Raw genomic sequence first — 18,436 nt, 5'->3', positions numbered from 1 at the left:
GAAAGGCTTCAAACAATGAATGATGAATTAAGTACATATCTTTCACAGATCCGTCCTCCCAGTGCTTCCTCCATGGAAATGGCCCGTAAACGTTGGTCGCAGGTGGCGAAGCCGCTTAACAGTTTAGGCGTTCTGGAAGATGATATCATAAAGATTGCAGGAATAAGAGAAACGATAAAGGCAGATATGGAGAAACGGGCCCTGGTCATCCTTTGCGCAGACAATGGGATCGTGGAGGAAGGAGTCACCCAGACCGGCAGGGAAGTGACCGCCCTTGTGGCTGAGAACATGACAAATGGAAACAGCAGTGTCTGCATCATGGCAGACCGGGCAGGAGTGGATGTATTTCCTGTGGATATAGGAGTTGCTAGGGATTTGATTCCCGGCTCCCGTCACCCTCTCCTTTGCAGGAAAATCGCTTACGGGACAAAAAATTTCCGGAATGAGCCTGCCATGACACGGGAGGAGGCAATCCGGTCCATAGAAACCGGCATCAAACTGGTGGGGGAGCTGGCAGATAAAGGCTATCAGCTCATCGCAACCGGAGAAATGGGCATCGGGAATACCACTACCAGCAGTGCGGTCGCTTCTATGCTTCTTAAAAAACCGCCGGAAGTACTGACCGGAAGAGGGGCAGGATTAAATGACGAAGGCTTAAAAAGGAAGCTTGAAGTGATAAAAGAGGCTGTGGAACAATATAGCCCGGCATGTCAGGATGTGGTGGATGTTCTTGCCTGCGTGGGAGGATTTGATCTGGCAGGGCTTACCGGTGTGTTTTTAGGCGGTGCCATTTACCGGATCCCGATACTGGTGGATGGATTTATTTCCGCTGTCGCTGCTCTTTCGGCTGACCATATGTATCCTGGCTGCCGGAACTTTATGCTGGCTTCCCATGTTTCAGCGGAGCCTGCAGGCAGGCTGCTTCTTGATGAACTGGGGCTCAAACCCCTTATACAGGCAGGCATGTGCCTGGGAGAGGGGACCGGAGCAGTGGCTGCAATCCCCCTTCTTCTTATGGCGGCAGACGTTTATGGGTCAATGAGTTCCTTTGAAGACATTCAGATCGAGGCGTACAAGCCCATGGGAGGCGTATAATGGTCACTCTGGTAATAGGCGGAAGCGGAAGCGGAAAGTCAGAATATGCGGAAAGCCTGGTCATGAGCCTGGGACAAGGGAGGCGGATTTACATTGCCACCATGAAACCATGGGATGAGGAATGCAGGCGCAGGATTGAACGCCACAGGCAGATGAGGGCAAAAAAGCAGTTTGAAACCATAGAATGTTACCGCGGTTTAAAGGAAGTTAAACTGGATCTAGGCGGGCAGCCGACGGCGGTTTTACTAGAATGCATGTCAAATCTGGTATCCAATGAGCTTTTTGGTCTGGGAGAAGAAGGGGAAGCCCCATGCTTAGAGGGAGCCTTGGCTGCTGCGGAGACTTTGGAAGGAATCGGGAAGCTAAAGGAGGAAGCCGAACATATTGTCATCGTGACAAATGAGGTTTTCTCCGATGGAGATAACTACAGCAAGGAGACCATGGCTTACCGCAAGGTTCTTGGGGAGATCAATCAGAAAATAGCAGAAATTTCCGATGAGGTGATTGAGGTAGTTGCCGGAATTCCCATTATGATGAAAAAGAGAAGGGACTTCAAGAAGCCAGATAAGAAGTAAGGTAAAAAGAGGCGGAAATGAAAGGGCCTTGATTGTGCGGCAGAATAATTTTAAGTTGAATTTTAAATGGTTGGAGGATGCGTATGAACATAAGGCAGGCTGAAAGAAAAGATTTAGAGACTGTTAAAAGTATAACAAGCTGCACAATACAAACGATATATCCGCGTTATTATCCTTCAGGTGCGGTCGACTTTTTTCTATCTCATCATAACGAGGATCACATAATGGATGACATTGATTCCCAAAGAGTATATGTACTGGAGAACGGAGAAAATGCGTTCGGAACCGTAACAATAAAGGACTTTGAAATATGCCGGCTGTTCGTACTGCCTCTTTATCACGGAAAGGGATATGGCAGGCTGTTACTGGAATTTTCCGAACAATTAATTGCAGGTCAATTTAATAAAATCCAGCTGGATTCCTCACTTCCGGCAAAAGAGATATACTTAAAGCGCGGTTTCAAAGAGATAGCATCACACCATATCATTACTGAAAATGGAGATTATCTTTGCTATGATGTAATGGAAAAAGAGTTACTGTAATGATTTCCCAAAGAGGCATTGGCATAGGCTGAAAGAAGATACATCAGCTGGCTCTTCCACGGAATAAAATCGTTGTGCGATTGCTTACTGCAGCATTCGCATAACGATTTTTTTGACGATGGAAAACAGCTGGAAGGTTTATCCGGCAGTAAACGGAAAAGAAGCTTGAGAAAATTACAGAGTTTGTTATATAATATGGCAGGATGGAGGGATGAGATGTATAAACTACTGGTGGTGGAAGATGAAAAGGCGATTGCATATGGAATCGCAAACAGCATTGAATGGGAAAAGTGGGGATTTGTTATCAGCGGTGTCTGCGGCAATGGAATTGAAGCCCTGGAACAAATAGAAAAAGATAAGCCCCATGTGGTACTTTCCGATATCCGGATGCCGGAAATGGATGGGATGGAGCTGATGCAGCATTTAAATCAGCATTACCCGGAAATCAAGATCATAATCTTAAGCGGATACAATGATTTTGAATATTTGCAGATGTCCATTAAAAACCGGGTCATGGAATACTTACTAAAGCCCACGGACCTTGATGAATTTGAAGTGACTTTCCGGAGAATAAAAGAACGTCTTGACGACGAACGAAAAAAGGAATTAGAAGAAAAAGAATTAAAGTCAGCCTATGAAGAGAGCAGGAATTTAAAGTTAAGAAGGAAATACAATGCTTTGATCAAGGGGTACGGCTATCATGAAGAAGAGATGGAAGAAGAATTCTTCCGCCAGGGAGAAAACTGGTATGGCGTGATACTGATCCATCTGGATGTGCCGAATACGGAAGATAAAAACGCCTATTATCAGGATCAGATGAAGGTGGAGAAGTTATTAAACGAATGGGTTTCCAAAGAAGGAATCGCCGGAACCTATATCTGGAACTTTGAGGAGAAGATAACCGGGATCTTAAGCGCCGGAGAGGAGCCCCGGGAAGAAGAACTGCAATCTTATGTAAAGAACATGGCAGAAGTGGTCTTACAGGAGAGCGGCATACCCATATATGCCGGTATCAGCAATTTTTATACGGATTTTCAGATGCTTCCCCAGTGCTATGAACAGGCCAAATGCTGTGCCAGCCAAAAAATCTACATTGAGGGAAAGAATCTGGTCATATCCTATAAGGAAATACAGGAAGCTGATTTTGATTACTACGCGATTTCCTTTGATACGGGCCAGATCTTAAAGGAAATCATGGAGCAGGAGGAAAATAAGGCTGAGGATATTCTGAATGGGATTTTTTCAGTATTTAAGGGAAAGGTGATTCTGGATTATGATTACATTAACCGCCTGAGCCTGGAGCTGCTGTTTAATCTGTCCCGTGCGTTATTGCGTTATGGCGTCCGCCTGGAAAAAGTGATGAAAAAGCTGGATTGCACCTATACCGACATCTATCCATTAAAGAGTCTCCATGAGAAAAAGGAGTTTTTATCCAGGATCCTTCGGGAGGTTTCCAAAGAAATGGCCGGCATGAAAGGAGAATGGAAGAGTCAGAGCAGCCTTGCCCAGAAGATTCGGGAGATTGTGGATGAGGAGTATGATTCCAATCAGATATCCTTAGAATATGTAGGGGCAAAGGTGCATAAGAATTCTGCCTATATCTCCAAAATATTTAAAAATGAATTTGGATGTAATTTCAGTGATTACATCATTACAAAAAGACTGGAAAAAAGCAAGGAGCTTCTTGCGGATCCAGGGAGGAAGATCTATGAAATTTCCGAGGAAATGGGATGGGCAGACGTATCCAACTACATTAAACTGTTTAAGAAAAAGTATGGGATAAGTCCGAAAGAATACCGGAACATTCTCCAGCCGGAGGGAGGAAATACAGAGAAAAACAATGAAGATGAATAAGGGTAAGGGGCAGGCAAAGAAAAGGAATATCGGATTAAAGCGCAGGATGCTGTATGGCATTCTCCAGGTGCTGATTCCGGTTGTGGTAATCATCACCATACTGTTCTGGCATACGCGAAAGGTTATGAAACAGGAGTATATGCGGTCGACTCAGAGCCGGATCACGGATATTGCCAATAAAATTGATGCTAAGATTCAGGACATTTACAGTGTTTCCGACAATTTTGCGGCCAATGACCAGTTGAATAAATACATTGAAAAAGAATATTCTCCAACGGAGCCGATGTATAAGAAGCTTGATATTGTAAGGATTTACAGCAATATTTTCGGCGCTTATGATATGTTAAACCAGCGGGCGAGGATCAGCGCCATGTATACTTACAAGGGGGAGCTATTTAACTTTCTGGACCCCAATAACGATACAGAAGAAGTGGTCAGGAAGCTGCAGGCTATGAACATCGAGGACCCTGACCTCTTAATGAAATTCCGCTGGTATCCCCTTCAGGATAATTTCCTTCTCAGTGACCGGCCGGAGGAGGCCAGGGACAGAAAGGCCGTTATGGGCATCCGGAGGATCTATTCCTGGGAAAAGGGAAGATACGAATGTGTGCAGGTGTTTGCCTTAAAAGAGCGGGCTGTCTATGAACAATATAAGGAACTGGCAGAATCCATACCAGGCGATATCTATGTGATCACAGGAGACGGCAGTCTGATTTCCTCCAGTGATGAAAAGGTGGTGGAGGCAGGAACCATATCCGGGAAGCTGAAAGATGAGTTTCTGAAACAGACAGGCGATTTAAAAGATGGGTGGGAGGCTTTGGGAAATCAAATGATCCAGGTAAAGGCCTCCGACGTAAATGACTGGAAGATCGTTATGGTAGTACCTGTAAAAGCTGTTACAAAGGAAGTGGATGTGCTGTATTACAGGATTTTCCTGGTTATGGTGGCATGCGTTGGTTTTTGCGCCATGATGATATTGTACTTATACAAAAGCTTCATGGATCCCATTGGAAAGCTTAACATCTCAATGAAAGAGGTGTATGGCGGAAATTTAAACGCTTATGTTGATGTGAAACAGAAAAATGAAGTGGGAGATATGATCCGCTATTACAATTCCATGCTGGAACGGATCAATACCAATATCATTGAAAAACTTCAGTCTGACCGGAAGAAAAAAGAGCTGGAGCTGGAAGTGCTCATGAGCCAGATCAATCCCCATTTTCTCTATAATACCCTGGAGAACATCGTATGGATGTCCAATGATGCGGGAAGGCCGGACATTGGGCGTACGGCCGCTTCTCTTGGACGGATGTACCGCTTATCCATAAGCGGAGGGCAGGTGATCGTCCCAATGGAACATGAGATCGAGCACCTTATGGCATATGTAAAGATTCAGAAAAACCGTTATAAGGATGAGTTTGAATTCGACCTTCGGACGGACATGCGGCAGATCCATGAACTGTTTTCCTTAAAGATAATTTTGCAGCCGGTGGTGGAAAATTCCTTCCTGTACGGCATGACAGGCCTAAAGCATCCCATGACGATCCACCTTACGGTCAAGGAAAAAGGCCAATGGGTCATGATTAAAGTTATGGATAATGGCCGTGGAATGGACCGGGACAAGTTAAAGGAAATACGGGATCAGATCCGTTTTGGAAAAGCAGGAAAGGAAGAGGAAGATCAGAACCGGCGCAGCAGCGGAATCGGGCTTCACAGCGTAGAATCCAGGATCAAGCTGTATTTTGGAGTGGACCGGGCTGTTTCCATCTACAGCAAAAAGGATGCAGGAACCCTGACCGTCATACGGATCCCCAGAATTACCGTTGAGGATATTGATGAGGAGGGCAATTTAAAGGAAAAATAAATAAAACAGGATAAAAAGCGAAAATAACCAACAAATACAAAAATCGGCCTATGTTTATCAGGAAAAAATCCGTTAGAATATAAGTAGGAGAAAGGTTATTTTCCCATAAGTCTTTCTCCCTAAAATAAAAAGCGAGAGGCAGGCCTATGAACAAGGAAATAAAACCAATATCCAAAACAAAAGAAAAGACATCACTAGCCCAGAAAAAAGAAGACAGGTATGGGTGGCTGTTTATTTCCCCCTACCTGATTTTTTTCACTGTATTCACCGGCATTCCTTTTGTCATTGCAGTTGTAATGTCATTTTTAAACGTGAAATATATTACAAGGTTGGATAATCTTAAATTTGTAGGGTTACAGAACTTTATAAAAATATTCACTAACAAGGAGATCTTAAATTCCCTGTTAAGAACCTTTCAATACTCCCTGGTTTATGTGCCGGTTATCATGATCCTTGGGTTTGTGCTGGCATTTATGCTGAACAATGGGATCTATATGAAAAAAGCAATGCGCTCCATGGTGTTTATGCCTTATGTGTCCAACATGGTGGCAGTAGCCGTAATTTTTAAGGTTTTGCTTGGGAATAACAGCCCCATGATCATTGCTTTAAGAAATTTGGGATTTAACCCGCCGCTGCTTTTACAGAGCTTAAAGCTGGCTCTTCCCACAGTAGCCATGATATCCGTATGGAAGAGCGTGGGTCTTAACATGGTGGTATATCTTGGGGCTTTGCAGGAGGTGCCCTCCGAGCTCTTGGAGGCGGCGCAGATCGACGGAGCAACAAAATGGCAGAGAATTCGCAACATTATTATACCGATGATTTCTCCTACCACCTTTTTCCTCTTAATAAGTTCCATTATTGGTTCCTTCCAGAACTTTACCTGCATACAGGCCCTTACCGAGGGTGGTCCGGGACAGGCGACCACGGTTATGGCCGTAAACATTGTCCGTACTGCATTTACGAAATATGAGACAAGTCTGGCAAGTGCAATGGCTTTTGTCATGTTTGTGATTGTTATGATCGTAACACTGATCCAGTGGCGCGGGCAGAAAAAATGGGTTAATTATTAAGGGAGGATATTCAATTGAAAAGCAAAAAGAAAAGTATAAAGATAGCACTTACAGTATTTATCCTGTTGATCGGGCTGGCGTCAAATTTTCCGTTTCTGTTCATGATCTCCTCTTCCTTTAAGGTCAGCGGAGAAGTCATGAAGTTTCCATGGCATTTGATTCCGGATAACCCCACCATGATGAACTTTAAAGCATTGTTTACAAACGGCATTTATAACTTTCAGAAATGGTATGTTAATACGGTGGTCATGACGGCTCTTACCATTGCGATCAAGATATTCTTTGTCAGCTTTACGGCATATGGATTTGCAAGAATTAAATTCAGGGGAAAAGACGTAATCTTTCTCATACTCCTGTCAGCCATGATGATCCCCAGCGACATTATGATCATACCAAGATATATGATCTTTAAAAATCTACATATTCTGGATAGCATGTGGGCGCTGATCCTGCCAAGCTGTGTGGATGTGTATTTTGTATTCCTTCTGCGCCAGTCCTTTATTTCGATTCCGGACTCCATCAGTGAAGCGGCAAAAATTGACGGCTGCAGCCATTTGCGGATTTATTGGAAAATCATTTTCCCATTGGCAAAACCGGCCATTGCTACCATGGCTCTGTTTTCCTTTACCTGGTCCTGGAATGACTATATGGGGCCGTATCTGTACATATCAACCATGGATAAGCAGATGCTGTCCGTTGGAGTGAAGCTGTTCTCCTCCGGACTGATCCAGGATTACGGAGCTCAGATGGCAGCAGCAACGGTAGTTCTTTTGCCGATTTTGGTTGCTTTCCTGTTCTGCCAGAAATTTTTCATCGAAGGTGTTGCTTCCTCCGGTGTAAAGGGATAATATGGATATTTAAGACGTATAAAAATAACCTGAAAATGAAAAAGGGATAAAAAGAAAGGGGATATAAGATGGAAAAAAAACTTACCGGAAGAGTCACTGTTCCCACGGATGTGGATATGATTCAGGAGACAAAAGAGATTGCCAAGAGATGGGGAGCTGACGCTCTGCGGGATTGTGACGGGACGAATATGCCGGATGAGCTTAAGAAGATGCCCGCTAAGATCTACTCTACCTATTATACCACCAGAAAGGACAACGAATGGGCAAATAAAAACCCGGATGAGGTCCAGCAGGTATATTTGATGACGGAGTTTTACACGGCAATGGAAGAGGGAGAGCTTCGCATCCCATTGATGAAGCATCTGTATAAAGATCAGTTGAAGCCCAACACCCTTCATGATATCAAACGCTGGTGGGAGGTAGTGGACCGTACAACAGGAGAGCCTTTGGCTGCAAGTGCATGGGGATATGATGAAAATACCCAGGAAGTCATAATCTCCAATCCGGAGAGATATCACGATTATACGGTAAGTTTTCTGGCGTTTATCATCTGGGATCCTGTTCATATGTATAATTTTATTACCAACGACTGGCAGGATGTGGAGCATCAGATCACGTTTGACGTGCGACAGCCAAAGACCCAGGGCCATGTAATTGAAAAATTAAAACTCTGGATGGAGGAAAATCCAGACAGCAATGTAGTGCGTTTTACAACGTTTTTCCATCAGTTCACTCTTGTATTTAATGAATATGCAAAAGAAAAATTCGTTGACTGGTTTGGATACAGCGCCAGTATCAGCCCTTATATTTTAGAGCAGTTTGAAAAAGAGGCAGGCTATCCCTTCCGTCCGGAATATATCATTGACCAAGGCTATCATAACAATACCAACCGGGTGCCCTCTAAGGAGTTCCGTGATTTCCAGGAGTTCCAGCAGAGAGAGGTATCAAAGCTCATGAAGGTTCTTGTGGATATCTGCCACGATAGCGGCAAGGAAGCCATGATGTTCTTAGGAGATCATTGGATCGGTACGGAACCATTTGGAGAGTACTTTAAAAACGTAGGACTGGATGCGGTTGTGGGAAGCGTGGGCAACGGCACCACCCTTCGCCTGATTTCCGATATTCCGGGAGTAAAATATACAGAAGGCCGCTTTTTACCTTATTTCTTCCCTGATGTATTCTGTGAAGGCGGCGATCCGATCAAGGAGGCAAAGGTAAACTGGGTAACAGCTAGGCGGGCCATCTTAAGGAAACCGGTAGACCGGATCGGATATGGCGGATATTTAAAGCTGGCTTTGGAATTCCCTGATTTTATCCAGTATATAGAAGAGGTATGCGATGAATTCCGCCTTCTTTATGAAAATGTAGGGGGACAAAGCCCGTACAGCCACTTTAAGGTGGGAGTGCTGAATTCCTGGGGAAAGATCCGTTCCTGGGGAACTCATATGGTAGCCCATGCCATTGATTATAAACAGACCTATTCCTATGCCGGAGTGCTGGAAGCCTTAAGCGGAATGCCGTTTGATGTGGAATTCTTAAGCTTTGAGGATGTGATCGCTGATCCGGATGTATTAAAGAAATGCAAGGTAGTCATCAATGTTGGCGATGCCTATACGGCTCCAAGCGGCGGAACCTATTGGACCAATCCTAAAGTCACCAGCGCTGTAAAGGCCTTTGTTGCACAGGGCGGCGGATTGATCGGAGTGGGAGAGCCGTCTGCCTGTGAATATCAAGGCAGGTATTTTACCCTGGCAAATGTGCTGGGCGTAAATAAAGAAGTGGGCTTTTCTATGTCAACTGATAAATACAACTGGGAAGAACACAGCCATTTTATTACAGAGGATTCCTCCGAAGCCATTGATTTCGGAGAGGGGATGAAAAACATCTATGCTCTTTCCGATGCAGAGATCTTAAAAAAGGACGGGGAAGATGTCCAGATGGCTGTCAACCAGTTTGGAGACGGAAGAAGCGTATATATCAGCGGAATCCCCTATTCCTTTGAGAATTCCAGAATGCTTTACCGGGCAATTTTCTGGGCTGCAGGCATGGAGCAGGAAATGAAGAAATGGTATAGCAGCAACTATCATGTAGAAGTTAATTATTATCCGGCTACCGGCAAGTATTGTATCGTAAACAATACGTATGAGCCTCAGGAAACCGTGATTTATGACGGAAATGGCCAGGCTTGCTCCATGCAGTTAAAGGCAAATGATATTTTGTGGTTTTCATTTTAACCTCATCAAGCAGCAATGCGGATTGCGAATATCCGATTGACATCCGAGTGAATCAATCGGATATACAAGACTAGAAAGGGCCCGTTATCATTATGCAGACAAAGGAAACACTTGAAACATATGAGGCGATCACCGTAGAGGAAGCGCATCATGCGCTGGATCATGTGGTTGCCCGCATTAGAAATAATAGTTCAAAATTTTATGACAGTTTCCCGGGGGCAAGCAGTGTAAACCAGATATATCCTGCCACAGAAAACAATGACTGGACTAATGGATTTTGGACCGGACAGCTGTGGCTTGCATATGAACAGACAAAGGAGGCGGCTTTCAAGGAAGCCGCCCTTTATCAAGTCCCAGGCTTTAGGGAACGGCTGATCAAAAGAATTGTAGTAGACCATCATGATATGGGCTTTTTATATACTCCCTCCTGTGTGGCCGCCTATAAACTTACTGGTGACAAGCTGGCAAGGGAAACTGCTCTGATGGCAGCAGATAACCTGATGGGGCGGTTTCAGGATAAAGGAGATTTCTTTCAGGCCTGGGGAACGCTGGGAGATCCTAAGGAATACCGGTTAATTATTGATTGTCTTTTAAATATGCCGCTGTTATTTTGGGCGTCTCTAGAAACCAAGGATTCAAAATACCGTGAAACTGCACTTCGTCATATTCGAACCAGCATGAACTACGTAGTCCGTGAAGACTCTTCTACATACCATACCTATTATTTTGACCCGGAGGCAGGAAATCCGGTTCGCGGAGTAACGGCTCAAGGGTATAGAGACGGTTCCATATGGGCCAGAGGCCAGGCGTGGGGTATCTATGGTTCTGCAATCGCTTATAAATATTGTCCAGATCCAATGTATCTGGAAAGCTTTCGAAAGATTACAGCGTGTTTTCTGGAGCATTTACCAAAGGATCTGGTTCCTTATTGGGATTTTGATTTTACCGATGGCAGTGGGGAACCGAGAGATTCTTCTTCCGCAGCAATAGCAGCCTGCGGTATGCTCGAGATGGCAAAATATCTGGAACCGGAGGAAGCAAAGGATCTACAGCAGCAGGCAAAACGTTTAATAAAAGCACTGACAAAGCACTGTTTATACCATACCGGGGAAAATACCAACGGTATATTGCTTCATTCCACCTATGCCAAAAGTTCTCCTTATAACACGGTAAAGGATAGCGGAGTTGATGAGTGCACACTGTGGGGGGATTACTTTTATACAGAAGCACTTGTACGGATCATAGGACAGTGGAAGGTCTACTGGTAGAAAAGAGAGTAAAAATGAGATTAGATGAAAGACTTATAAGCATTGTACCGTCTGACAGGCAGGTCATGCTGCAGAAAACAGAATTTTATGCATTCTTTCATTTTACGGTAAATACGTTTACCGGAACAGAATGGGGATATGGAACCGAATCACCTGAAATTTTTAATCCTGATCAAATGGATGCAGACCAATGGATCCAAGCGATTAAGGCGGCAGGAATGAAAGGCGCAATCCTTACCTGTAAGCACCATGACGGATTTTGCTTATGGCCCAGTAAATACACCAATCATTCTGTGAAGTACAGTCCTTATGGGAATGGAAAAGGAGATATTGTTAAAGAAGTATCAGAGGCTTGTAAAAAAGCTGGTCTGAAATTTGGCATCTACCTTTCTCCATGGGATCGGAATCAGGAAACCTATGGACAGGGAAAGGCATATGATGATTATTTCGCAGCACAGCTTACAGAACTGCTTACCGGATATGGAGATATTTTTAGCGTATGGTTTGACGGTGCCTGCGGGGAAGGTCCGAATGGTAAAAAACAGGTTTATGACTGGCAGCGTTATTACGATACCGTAAGAAACTATATGCCGGAAGCCTGTATTTCCGTAAGCGGTCCTGATGTCCGCTGGTGCGGCAATGAGGCAGGTGATACCCGCCCCAGTGAATGGAGTGTTGTACCGGCAGATTTATCCGTGGCAGAGCGGATAGCAGCTTTAAGCCAGCATACGGATGATCCCTCTTTCCGGCAAAGAGTCATAAGCAGTATGGAAGAGGATTTAGGAAGCAGGGAACGTTTAGCAGAAGAACAACACTTGATCTGGTATCCGGCAGAAGTGGATGTATCCATAAGGCCGGGCTGGTTTTATCATCCGGAAGAGGATGATAAAGTACGGTCCCTGGAAAACTTAATTGATATTTATGAAAAATCCGTAGGGGGAAACACAACACTTCTTTTGAATATTCCACCGATGCCAAACGGACAGCTTCATGAGGAAGATGTAAAAAGGCTTCAGGAGCTGGGCAGGGAAATACATAATAGATATAGGAATAACCTGATAGAAGGAGCTGAAATTCTGGTCAAAGAAGAAAATGAATGGAATGCAGCAAAAAGCGTATATAAAGATGATTATGAGACCTGTTACCATGGAAACGGTCCAAAGGCAGAATTTAAGATTTCCTGGGATACGCCCCAAAAGATTTCAGCCGTTATTTTAAAAGAGAACATATTAAAAAGCCAGAGAATTGAGGCTTTTGAAATTTTGTCTTTGAGGAATGGAAGCCCTGTCAGCGTATATAAGGGGACTACCGTCGGTTATAAAAAAATCGCCCGCTTTCCTCAGATAGAATCGGATATACTGATTATACAAATTTTAGATTCAAGGATTGAACCCGTCCTTTCGTTTATTGGTATATATGAATAAAAAAATCGGTTTTCTTTTGAAAATACCGATAGAATGATAAAAATAACATATAAAGTTAAAATACAACCTATATAAACCAGATAAAATGTTAGCTATAATAGGGTTATAAACAAAAGGAGGGTAACAGATATGAAATTAAGAAGTGCATTAAGACGAAGCGTTGCTTTCAGCCTGGCTGCAACGATGGTTTTAGGTACTGCCGGATGTGGAGCATCCGGTAATACTAAGGCCGGTGCGGACAGCAGTAAAGCAGCGGATACCACTCAAAAAGCAGACAGCGGCAAACCATACGATGGTGTTACTGTAAAATGGGCACTGACAGATAACGCTGCAACTGGCGCTGAAACAAAAGAGATGGTAGACTTAATCAAAGAAAAGACAGGCATTAATGTAGAGTTTTTCATCACACCTACTTCTAAAGCAGGTGAAATGGACAAGGTGCTTGTAAGCTTAATGGCTGGCGAAGAAATGGACATTGTAAACAGAACTCCGCTTCAATTAGAAGAATTCTACAAAGCTGCCGTTTTAGAGCCAATGGATGAGTTTGCAAAAGCAGATAATTATGATATGGAAACCGTGTATGGTGGTCAAACAGTAAAATTTGAAGATCAGACATATGCAATTCCAGCAGAAAAAGATATCTGGCTGACCTATTATAACAAGAAGATTTTTGATGATGCAAACGTTCCATATCCTACCGCAGAAGGCTGGACATGGGAAAAATATGTGGAGACCGCTCAAAAGCTTAACAATCCTGATAACAATGTCTGGGGCTCCTTTATGAGCGATGATGTTGCATGCAACTATCTGCAGGCAAACCAGAAGGGCGTATCCCCTTATAAGGCAGATGGAACAGCTAATTTTGATGATCCGGCATATGCGGATGCTATGAAGTGGTTCTATAGCCTGGGCAATGAATTAAAGATCCAGCCTAACTGCCTGGATCTGGCTTCCGGTACATATCCATATAACTCCTTTATGGTAAATGGAAACATCGGTATGTACGTATACGGCGGCTGGGTAGCAAGCGCCTTATCTGATAAGGAAAAATACCCAAGAGACTGGGAACTGGGAATTCTTCCGATGCCTTATCCGGAAGGCTCCGAACCATCTTCCCTGACAATTACTAACTGCTATGCGATTCCTAAGACCTCTAAGAACAAAGAAGCAGCATTTGAAGCAATCAAAACAATCTGCGAAAACAAATATACTTTAGGTTATGGACGCGTTCCTGCAAAGATCTTAACAGAGGACGAAGCAAAATCCTATATTGAAAGCAGCCTGCTTCCTAAATTTAAAGATGACAACTTAACCGTAGAAGACTTTATGGCAGGCTGGTTTGACAACAGCAGACTGTATTTAAATGAAAAGATCATGGGTACCGCTGATACAACCATCGGACAGATCTACACCGAGGAAGGTCAGTTATACGGACAGGGACAAAAGTCACTGGAAGACACTATGAAGTCCATTCAGGAAAGAGCGAATGAGGCAATAAAAGAAGCAGAGTAATAATAGGAAAGTGCTGCCATATATATGGCAGTACTTTCTTTCCAATGTAGAAAGAACCGGCAGGAAAGGGAAGAGCAATGGAAGAACGGATTTATCTTCTCCCCAGGGAGGGGGATTTTTATAAAGCGAATATGCACTGCCATACAACAGCTTCCGATGGAAAGCTGACACCTGAAGAAGTGAAAGAGGAGTATCAGAAAAGGGGATACCAGATCGTAGCCTATACGGATCACGGGAAATATTGCCCTCACCCGGAATTGAACTCAAAGGATTTTCTGGCCCTGGCAGGCTTTGGGACTGACATAAAGAACGATCCTATGGATGGAGTTCAGGCAGAAGAACGAACGTTTCATATGAATTTCTATGACTGCAGCCCGGATGAGATGCAGGAAGAGAAGGCAGGAGCCTGTGGACCGGAAAATCGGAAGGATGGCGGTTTGGGCGCCAATGCTTACATAAAGAAAATGAAGCAGCTGGGCTTCCTGGCATGTGACTGCCACCCATACCGTTCCATGCAGAATTATGATGATTATACAGGACTTGAAGGACTTTTTGCCATGGAAATTTACCATTACCGCAGCGACCTTGAGGGATTGGATGGCTATAATCCCCAGGTTTATGATGAGATGCTGCGCTGTCATAAGGAAATTTATTGCCTGGCATCAGACGGCAACCAGAATGAACATTCCATGGGGCATCCGCTCAGTGATTCTTTCGGAGGTTTTATAAAGATCAGGGCAAGGGAGCTTACTTATCCGGCGGTGATGCAGGCCTTAAAAAGAGGAGATTTCTACAGCTCCATGGGTCCTGAGATTCATTCCCTCTACATCGAAGGCAAGGACCTGGTTGTAAAGACCAGCCCTGTAGAGAAGATTTATATGAAAATGGAAGGCAAGAACTGCCGCATGAAAATTGCGCTTAAAGGAGATTCATTGGAGGAAGCAAGGTTTCCTCTAACGGGAAGGGAAGGCTACATCCGTGTAGTCTGCCGCAGTGAAGAGGGACTGTATGCAAATTCCAATGCATATTTTCTGAAAGATCTGCCTTTAAAATCTATCACAGAGCAGGAGACATAAGGTTGGACACAATGATACAACAGAAAAAGATCGGGTCAGAAAAAATGCAGTCCATGCTGTTCTGGTTATGCTGGGCAGCCTATTTTTCTACCTATCTGGGAAGGCTGAATTATTCGGCCTGCTTAACGGAAATTATCAGGGCAGAAGGTTTTGAAAAGGGAGCGGCAGGGTTTATAGGAACCGCATTCTTTTTTTCCTATGGAGTTGGACAGCTTTTCAGCGGTATACTGGGAGATAAGAAAAAACCTTATCAGATGATCTTTGCAGGGGTTCTGGGTTCAGGAATCTGCAATGGAATCATGGGACTATCGGGAACCGTCTGGCAGATGGCGGTGGTATGGTGTGTCAATGGACTGTTTCAGTCGCTGATCTGGTCACCGATCATCAAACTGTTTTCCGACTGGATTCCCACAGGCAGCCAGAAAAAGTTCTGCGTCAACATTAACAGCAGCGTTCCCATCGGTACGTTTGCAGCCTATGGGCTGACGGCACTCATTGTATGGAAATTCCATTGGAGAACGGTTTTTTTCTTCTCTTCCCTGTGTCTGGCGGCCATCAGCCTGATCTGGTTTATAGGCAGCCGAAAGATAAGAAAGGATTTGGAAGAAAACGGGATTTTAGAAGACCAGGTCCTTGTTTTACAGAATAAAAAACAGGCAGACGTTTCCATGTGGGAATTAGTTCTGGTTTCCGGAATGATTTTCTTTTGCTTTGGACTGATGTTTCAGGGAGTTTTAAAGGATGGAGTGACCACCTGGATCCCTACCTATATCCGCGAAGAGTATCATATGGAATCCGTAATTTCCATTATCAGCACCACGGTCATACCGATTTTTAACTTAAGCGGTGTATATCTGGCTTCCATTGCAAACAGGAAGATTTTCAAAAGTGAGACCGCCACATCCGCTTCATTTTTTGTCCTTTGCGCGGGTGCGCTGATTCTGTTACGGTTCTATCATGGAGGATCTGTGGTAACAGTGCTGATCTTATTTGGTCTTGCAACCACGGCGATGATGGCGGTGAATACCATGCTGGTCAGCATGGTGCCTATTTATTTCGCTCCATACGGAAAATCCTCCACTGCTTCGGGGATTTTGAATTCCTCCGCATATGCGGGAGGAGCAGTCTCCGCCTATGGAATCGGAGTATTGTCTGAAAGCGTGGGCTGGGATGCCACCATTTTTATCTGGTTCATCATCGCCCTTTTGGGAGCAGTGGCCTGCACGGCCGGAAAAGCCCGGTGGAAGCGTTTTTTGCAAAACGGTATATAAGGGATGGGAGGAAAACAGGTTGAATAACAGAACTTATTTATTACCAGAGGCCGGAAGGTTTTATAAAGCAAACCTTCACAGCCATACAGTCATATCAGATGGAAAATTGACGCCGGAAGAGGCTAAGGAACACTATAAGAAGCATGGGTATCAGATTATGGCGTTTACGGATCACAGGATCTATCGGAACCATGAAGAATTAAACGATGAGGAATTCCTGGCACTTGCTGCCGTAGAAGTGGATATCAATGAAGTAAGCTCAGACAGACTGCGTCCCGAGGACAAGACGTATCACATTAATTTGTACGATACTGCCCCCGGATATGAGCGGGCCAGGAAGGAGCGGGGGATATGTCCGGAACGCAGGTACGGTGACTTTGATTACATGAACAGATATTTAGAGGAAATGAAGGAACTGGGATTTCTTGCCTGCTATAACCATCCTTACTGGTCCCTGCAGAACTATGACGATTACAAAGGCTTAAATGGGCTCTTTTCCATGGAAATCTACAATTACGGATGCGAGCTTGACGGACTGTATGGTTATAATCCCCAGTCTTATGATGAGATGCTTCGTTTGGGAAAACGGCTGTGGTGCCTGGCAACAGACGATAATCACAACAGTCATCCGTTTGATGACCCCATGTGCGATTCGTTCGGAGGCTTTACCATGATAAAGGCAGAAGATTTAAGCTATGCTGCTGTTATCAATGCGCTGGTGAAAGGCCATTTCTACAGCTCCATGGGACCGGAGATAAAAGAGATTTATGTGGAGGGCAGGGAGCTTGTGGTGAAGACTGGACCGGTTCAGGCCATCTGCGGGATCACGGACAGTGCCAGATTCTGCCAAAGAGCGGCTGTGCAGGGAGAACCCCTCACAGAAGCACGGTTTCTTCTTGAAGGAAACGAAACCTATATCCGGGTGGAATGCAAGGATGAAAAAGGGCTTTTTGCTAACAGCAATGCTTATTTTCTTTCCGAGCTGGAGTGAATCCGGGTACGGCAGAGACGGCCCGGCTGAACATGCACCCGTTGCCATAGTCAATCGGATATTCGCAATCCGCTTCGCTGCTTAATGATGTTAAAAAGTTCTTTTCTGATATTCATCGGAAAGGAACTTTTTTAATTTGAGTTATAGGTTATATTAGAAAGAATTGATCAGTCTTGATCTGACTTGCTGCAGCAAAATATGCATCGTAGTAAAAAAGATTAAAAATAAATGCTTAGCTAACTATTGATTTTCTTGTTTATCTATGTTATATTATTAACAAATAAAGTTACTATTCAATACATATAAAAAAAGGAGATGGTATTATGTTGACTACATTTAAAGCAACAGCAAAAGCATTGCCAGAGGGGTTACAGGTTGAAACAAATTCAAGAGGTTTTAAAATTCATTTTGACGAACCCGAAGATCTGGGTGGTACCGATACTGCGATGAACCCTGTGGAGGCCCTGTTATGCGCACTGGGCGCATGCCAGACCATCGTGGCGAAAGCATTTGCAGCAGCTCACAATATTACTTTTGAGGAATTCCATGTTGAGCTGGAAGGGGATCTTGATCCAGACGGATTTATGGGACTGGCTGATGTAAGAAATGGTTTTCAGGAGATTCGTTTTGTAATGCATTTTAAAACAAATGAACCAAAAGAAAAAATTGAAGAGTTTGCAAAGTTCATCGAGAATACCTGCCCTGTAGGTGATTGTTTATCTAACGGTGTTAAATTAGTGTTATCCGGTGTTGCAATTGACTAAATAGTATGAAAAGCAAAAAGAGCCTATAATATAAAATTGGCTCTTTTT

The 18,436-nt window shown here is 44.0% G+C and carries 15 protein-coding genes; all 15 read left to right on the top strand.

The window, feature by feature from the left end; all coding sequences use genetic code 11:
- Window positions 1-15 precede the first annotated feature (15 nt).
- Complete coding sequence (cobT, locus tag BMX69_RS09930; protein WP_100042258.1) at window positions 16-1,095, top strand: nicotinate-nucleotide--dimethylbenzimidazole phosphoribosyltransferase; 1,080 nt, start codon at window positions 16-18, stop codon at window positions 1,093-1,095.
- Window positions 1,095-1,670, top strand: coding sequence for a bifunctional adenosylcobinamide kinase/adenosylcobinamide-phosphate guanylyltransferase (locus tag BMX69_RS09925; RefSeq protein ID WP_100042257.1), 576 nt, complete (start codon window positions 1,095-1,097; stop codon window positions 1,668-1,670). The genes cobT and BMX69_RS09925 overlap by 1 nt, the downstream gene beginning before the upstream one ends.
- A 77-nt stretch (window positions 1,671-1,747) precedes the next feature.
- Window positions 1,748-2,212 carry a GNAT family N-acetyltransferase gene (locus BMX69_RS09920; RefSeq protein WP_330387700.1) on the top strand — a complete coding sequence of 155 codons (465 nt, stop codon included), beginning with the start codon at window positions 1,748-1,750 and terminating at the stop codon, window positions 2,210-2,212.
- 216 nt (window positions 2,213-2,428) lie between these two features.
- A complete protein-coding gene (locus BMX69_RS09915; RefSeq protein ID WP_100042256.1) occupies window positions 2,429-4,066 on the top strand; it encodes a response regulator transcription factor in 1,638 nt (545 codons plus the stop codon).
- On the top strand, window positions 4,053-5,930 hold the full coding sequence (locus BMX69_RS24685; RefSeq protein ID WP_242941392.1) for a sensor histidine kinase: 1,878 nt from the start codon (window positions 4,053-4,055) through the stop codon (window positions 5,928-5,930). Before BMX69_RS09915 ends, BMX69_RS24685 begins: the two co-directional genes overlap by 14 nt.
- A 146-nt stretch (window positions 5,931-6,076) precedes the next feature.
- Entirely contained in the window at window positions 6,077-7,000 is a 924-nt protein-coding gene (locus BMX69_RS09905) for a carbohydrate ABC transporter permease (RefSeq protein ID WP_100042255.1), read from the top strand.
- Between the two features lie 14 nt (window positions 7,001-7,014).
- Window positions 7,015-7,848: a carbohydrate ABC transporter permease gene (locus BMX69_RS09900; protein WP_100042254.1), complete on the top strand. Its 834-nt coding sequence runs from the start codon at window positions 7,015-7,017 to the stop codon at window positions 7,846-7,848.
- Window positions 7,849-7,916: 68 nt separating this feature from the next.
- Window positions 7,917-10,082: a 1,3-beta-galactosyl-N-acetylhexosamine phosphorylase gene (gene gnpA / locus BMX69_RS09895; protein WP_100042253.1), complete on the top strand. Its 2,166-nt coding sequence runs from the start codon at window positions 7,917-7,919 to the stop codon at window positions 10,080-10,082.
- A 92-nt stretch (window positions 10,083-10,174) separates the two neighbouring features.
- Complete coding sequence (locus tag BMX69_RS09890; RefSeq protein WP_100042252.1) at window positions 10,175-11,350, top strand: glycoside hydrolase family 88 protein; 1,176 nt, start codon at window positions 10,175-10,177, stop codon at window positions 11,348-11,350.
- Between the two features lie 14 nt (window positions 11,351-11,364).
- Window positions 11,365-12,774 (top strand): alpha-L-fucosidase, encoded by a 1,410-nt coding sequence (locus tag BMX69_RS09885; protein WP_100042251.1) that lies wholly within the window; start codon window positions 11,365-11,367, stop codon window positions 12,772-12,774.
- Between the two features lie 129 nt (window positions 12,775-12,903).
- A complete protein-coding gene (locus BMX69_RS09880) occupies window positions 12,904-14,286 on the top strand; it encodes an ABC transporter substrate-binding protein (RefSeq protein ID WP_054789957.1) in 1,383 nt (460 codons plus the stop codon).
- A gap of 77 nt (window positions 14,287-14,363) precedes the next feature.
- Window positions 14,364-15,362 carry a PHP domain-containing protein gene (locus BMX69_RS09875; RefSeq protein ID WP_100042250.1) on the top strand — a complete coding sequence of 333 codons (999 nt, stop codon included), beginning with the start codon at window positions 14,364-14,366 and terminating at the stop codon, window positions 15,360-15,362.
- A gap of 11 nt (window positions 15,363-15,373) precedes the next feature.
- Complete coding sequence (locus BMX69_RS09870) at window positions 15,374-16,633, top strand: MFS transporter (protein WP_242941434.1); 1,260 nt, start codon at window positions 15,374-15,376, stop codon at window positions 16,631-16,633.
- 19 nt (window positions 16,634-16,652) lie between these two features.
- Window positions 16,653-17,624, top strand: a complete 972-nt coding sequence (locus BMX69_RS09865; protein ID WP_054789958.1) for a PHP domain-containing protein — start codon at window positions 16,653-16,655, stop codon at window positions 17,622-17,624.
- A 323-nt stretch (window positions 17,625-17,947) separates the two neighbouring features.
- A complete protein-coding gene (locus tag BMX69_RS09860) occupies window positions 17,948-18,388 on the top strand; it encodes an OsmC family protein (RefSeq protein ID WP_092250826.1) in 441 nt (146 codons plus the stop codon).
- Window positions 18,389-18,436: the final 48 nt, after the last annotated feature.

The sequence above is a fragment of the Lacrimispora sphenoides JCM 1415 genome (genome assembly GCF_900105615.1).
GTDB classification, from domain to species: domain Bacteria; phylum Bacillota; class Clostridia; order Lachnospirales; family Lachnospiraceae; genus Lacrimispora; species Lacrimispora sphenoides.
The sequence above is the reverse complement of the archived record's forward strand: the minus strand, read 5'-3'. Positions and strand labels throughout refer to the sequence as shown.

Bases quoted from the DNA above. Each gene is read 5' to 3' on its own strand.
- BMX69_RS09870 (WP_242941434.1), top strand. From the start codon at position 15,374: ATGATACAACAGAAAAAGATCGGGTCAGAAAAAATGCAGTCCATGCTG.
- cobT (WP_100042258.1), top strand. From the start codon at position 16: ATGAATGATGAATTAAGTACATATCTTTCACAGATCCGTCCTCCCAGT.
- BMX69_RS09905 (WP_100042255.1), top strand. From the start codon at position 6,077: ATGAACAAGGAAATAAAACCAATATCCAAAACAAAAGAAAAGACATCA.
- BMX69_RS09875 (WP_100042250.1), top strand. From the start codon at position 14,364: ATGGAAGAACGGATTTATCTTCTCCCCAGGGAGGGGGATTTTTATAAA.
- BMX69_RS09890 (WP_100042252.1), top strand. From the start codon at position 10,175: ATGCAGACAAAGGAAACACTTGAAACATATGAGGCGATCACCGTAGAG.
- BMX69_RS24685 (WP_242941392.1), top strand. From the start codon at position 4,053: ATGAAGATGAATAAGGGTAAGGGGCAGGCAAAGAAAAGGAATATCGGA.
- BMX69_RS09925 (WP_100042257.1), top strand. From the start codon at position 1,095: ATGGTCACTCTGGTAATAGGCGGAAGCGGAAGCGGAAAGTCAGAATAT.
- gnpA (WP_100042253.1), top strand. From the start codon at position 7,917: ATGGAAAAAAAACTTACCGGAAGAGTCACTGTTCCCACGGATGTGGAT.
- BMX69_RS09885 (WP_100042251.1), top strand. From the start codon at position 11,365: ATGAGATTAGATGAAAGACTTATAAGCATTGTACCGTCTGACAGGCAG.
- BMX69_RS09920 (WP_330387700.1), top strand. From the start codon at position 1,748: ATGCGTATGAACATAAGGCAGGCTGAAAGAAAAGATTTAGAGACTGTT.
- BMX69_RS09915 (WP_100042256.1), top strand. From the start codon at position 2,429: ATGTATAAACTACTGGTGGTGGAAGATGAAAAGGCGATTGCATATGGA.
- BMX69_RS09880 (WP_054789957.1), top strand. From the start codon at position 12,904: ATGAAATTAAGAAGTGCATTAAGACGAAGCGTTGCTTTCAGCCTGGCT.
- BMX69_RS09860 (WP_092250826.1), top strand. From the start codon at position 17,948: ATGTTGACTACATTTAAAGCAACAGCAAAAGCATTGCCAGAGGGGTTA.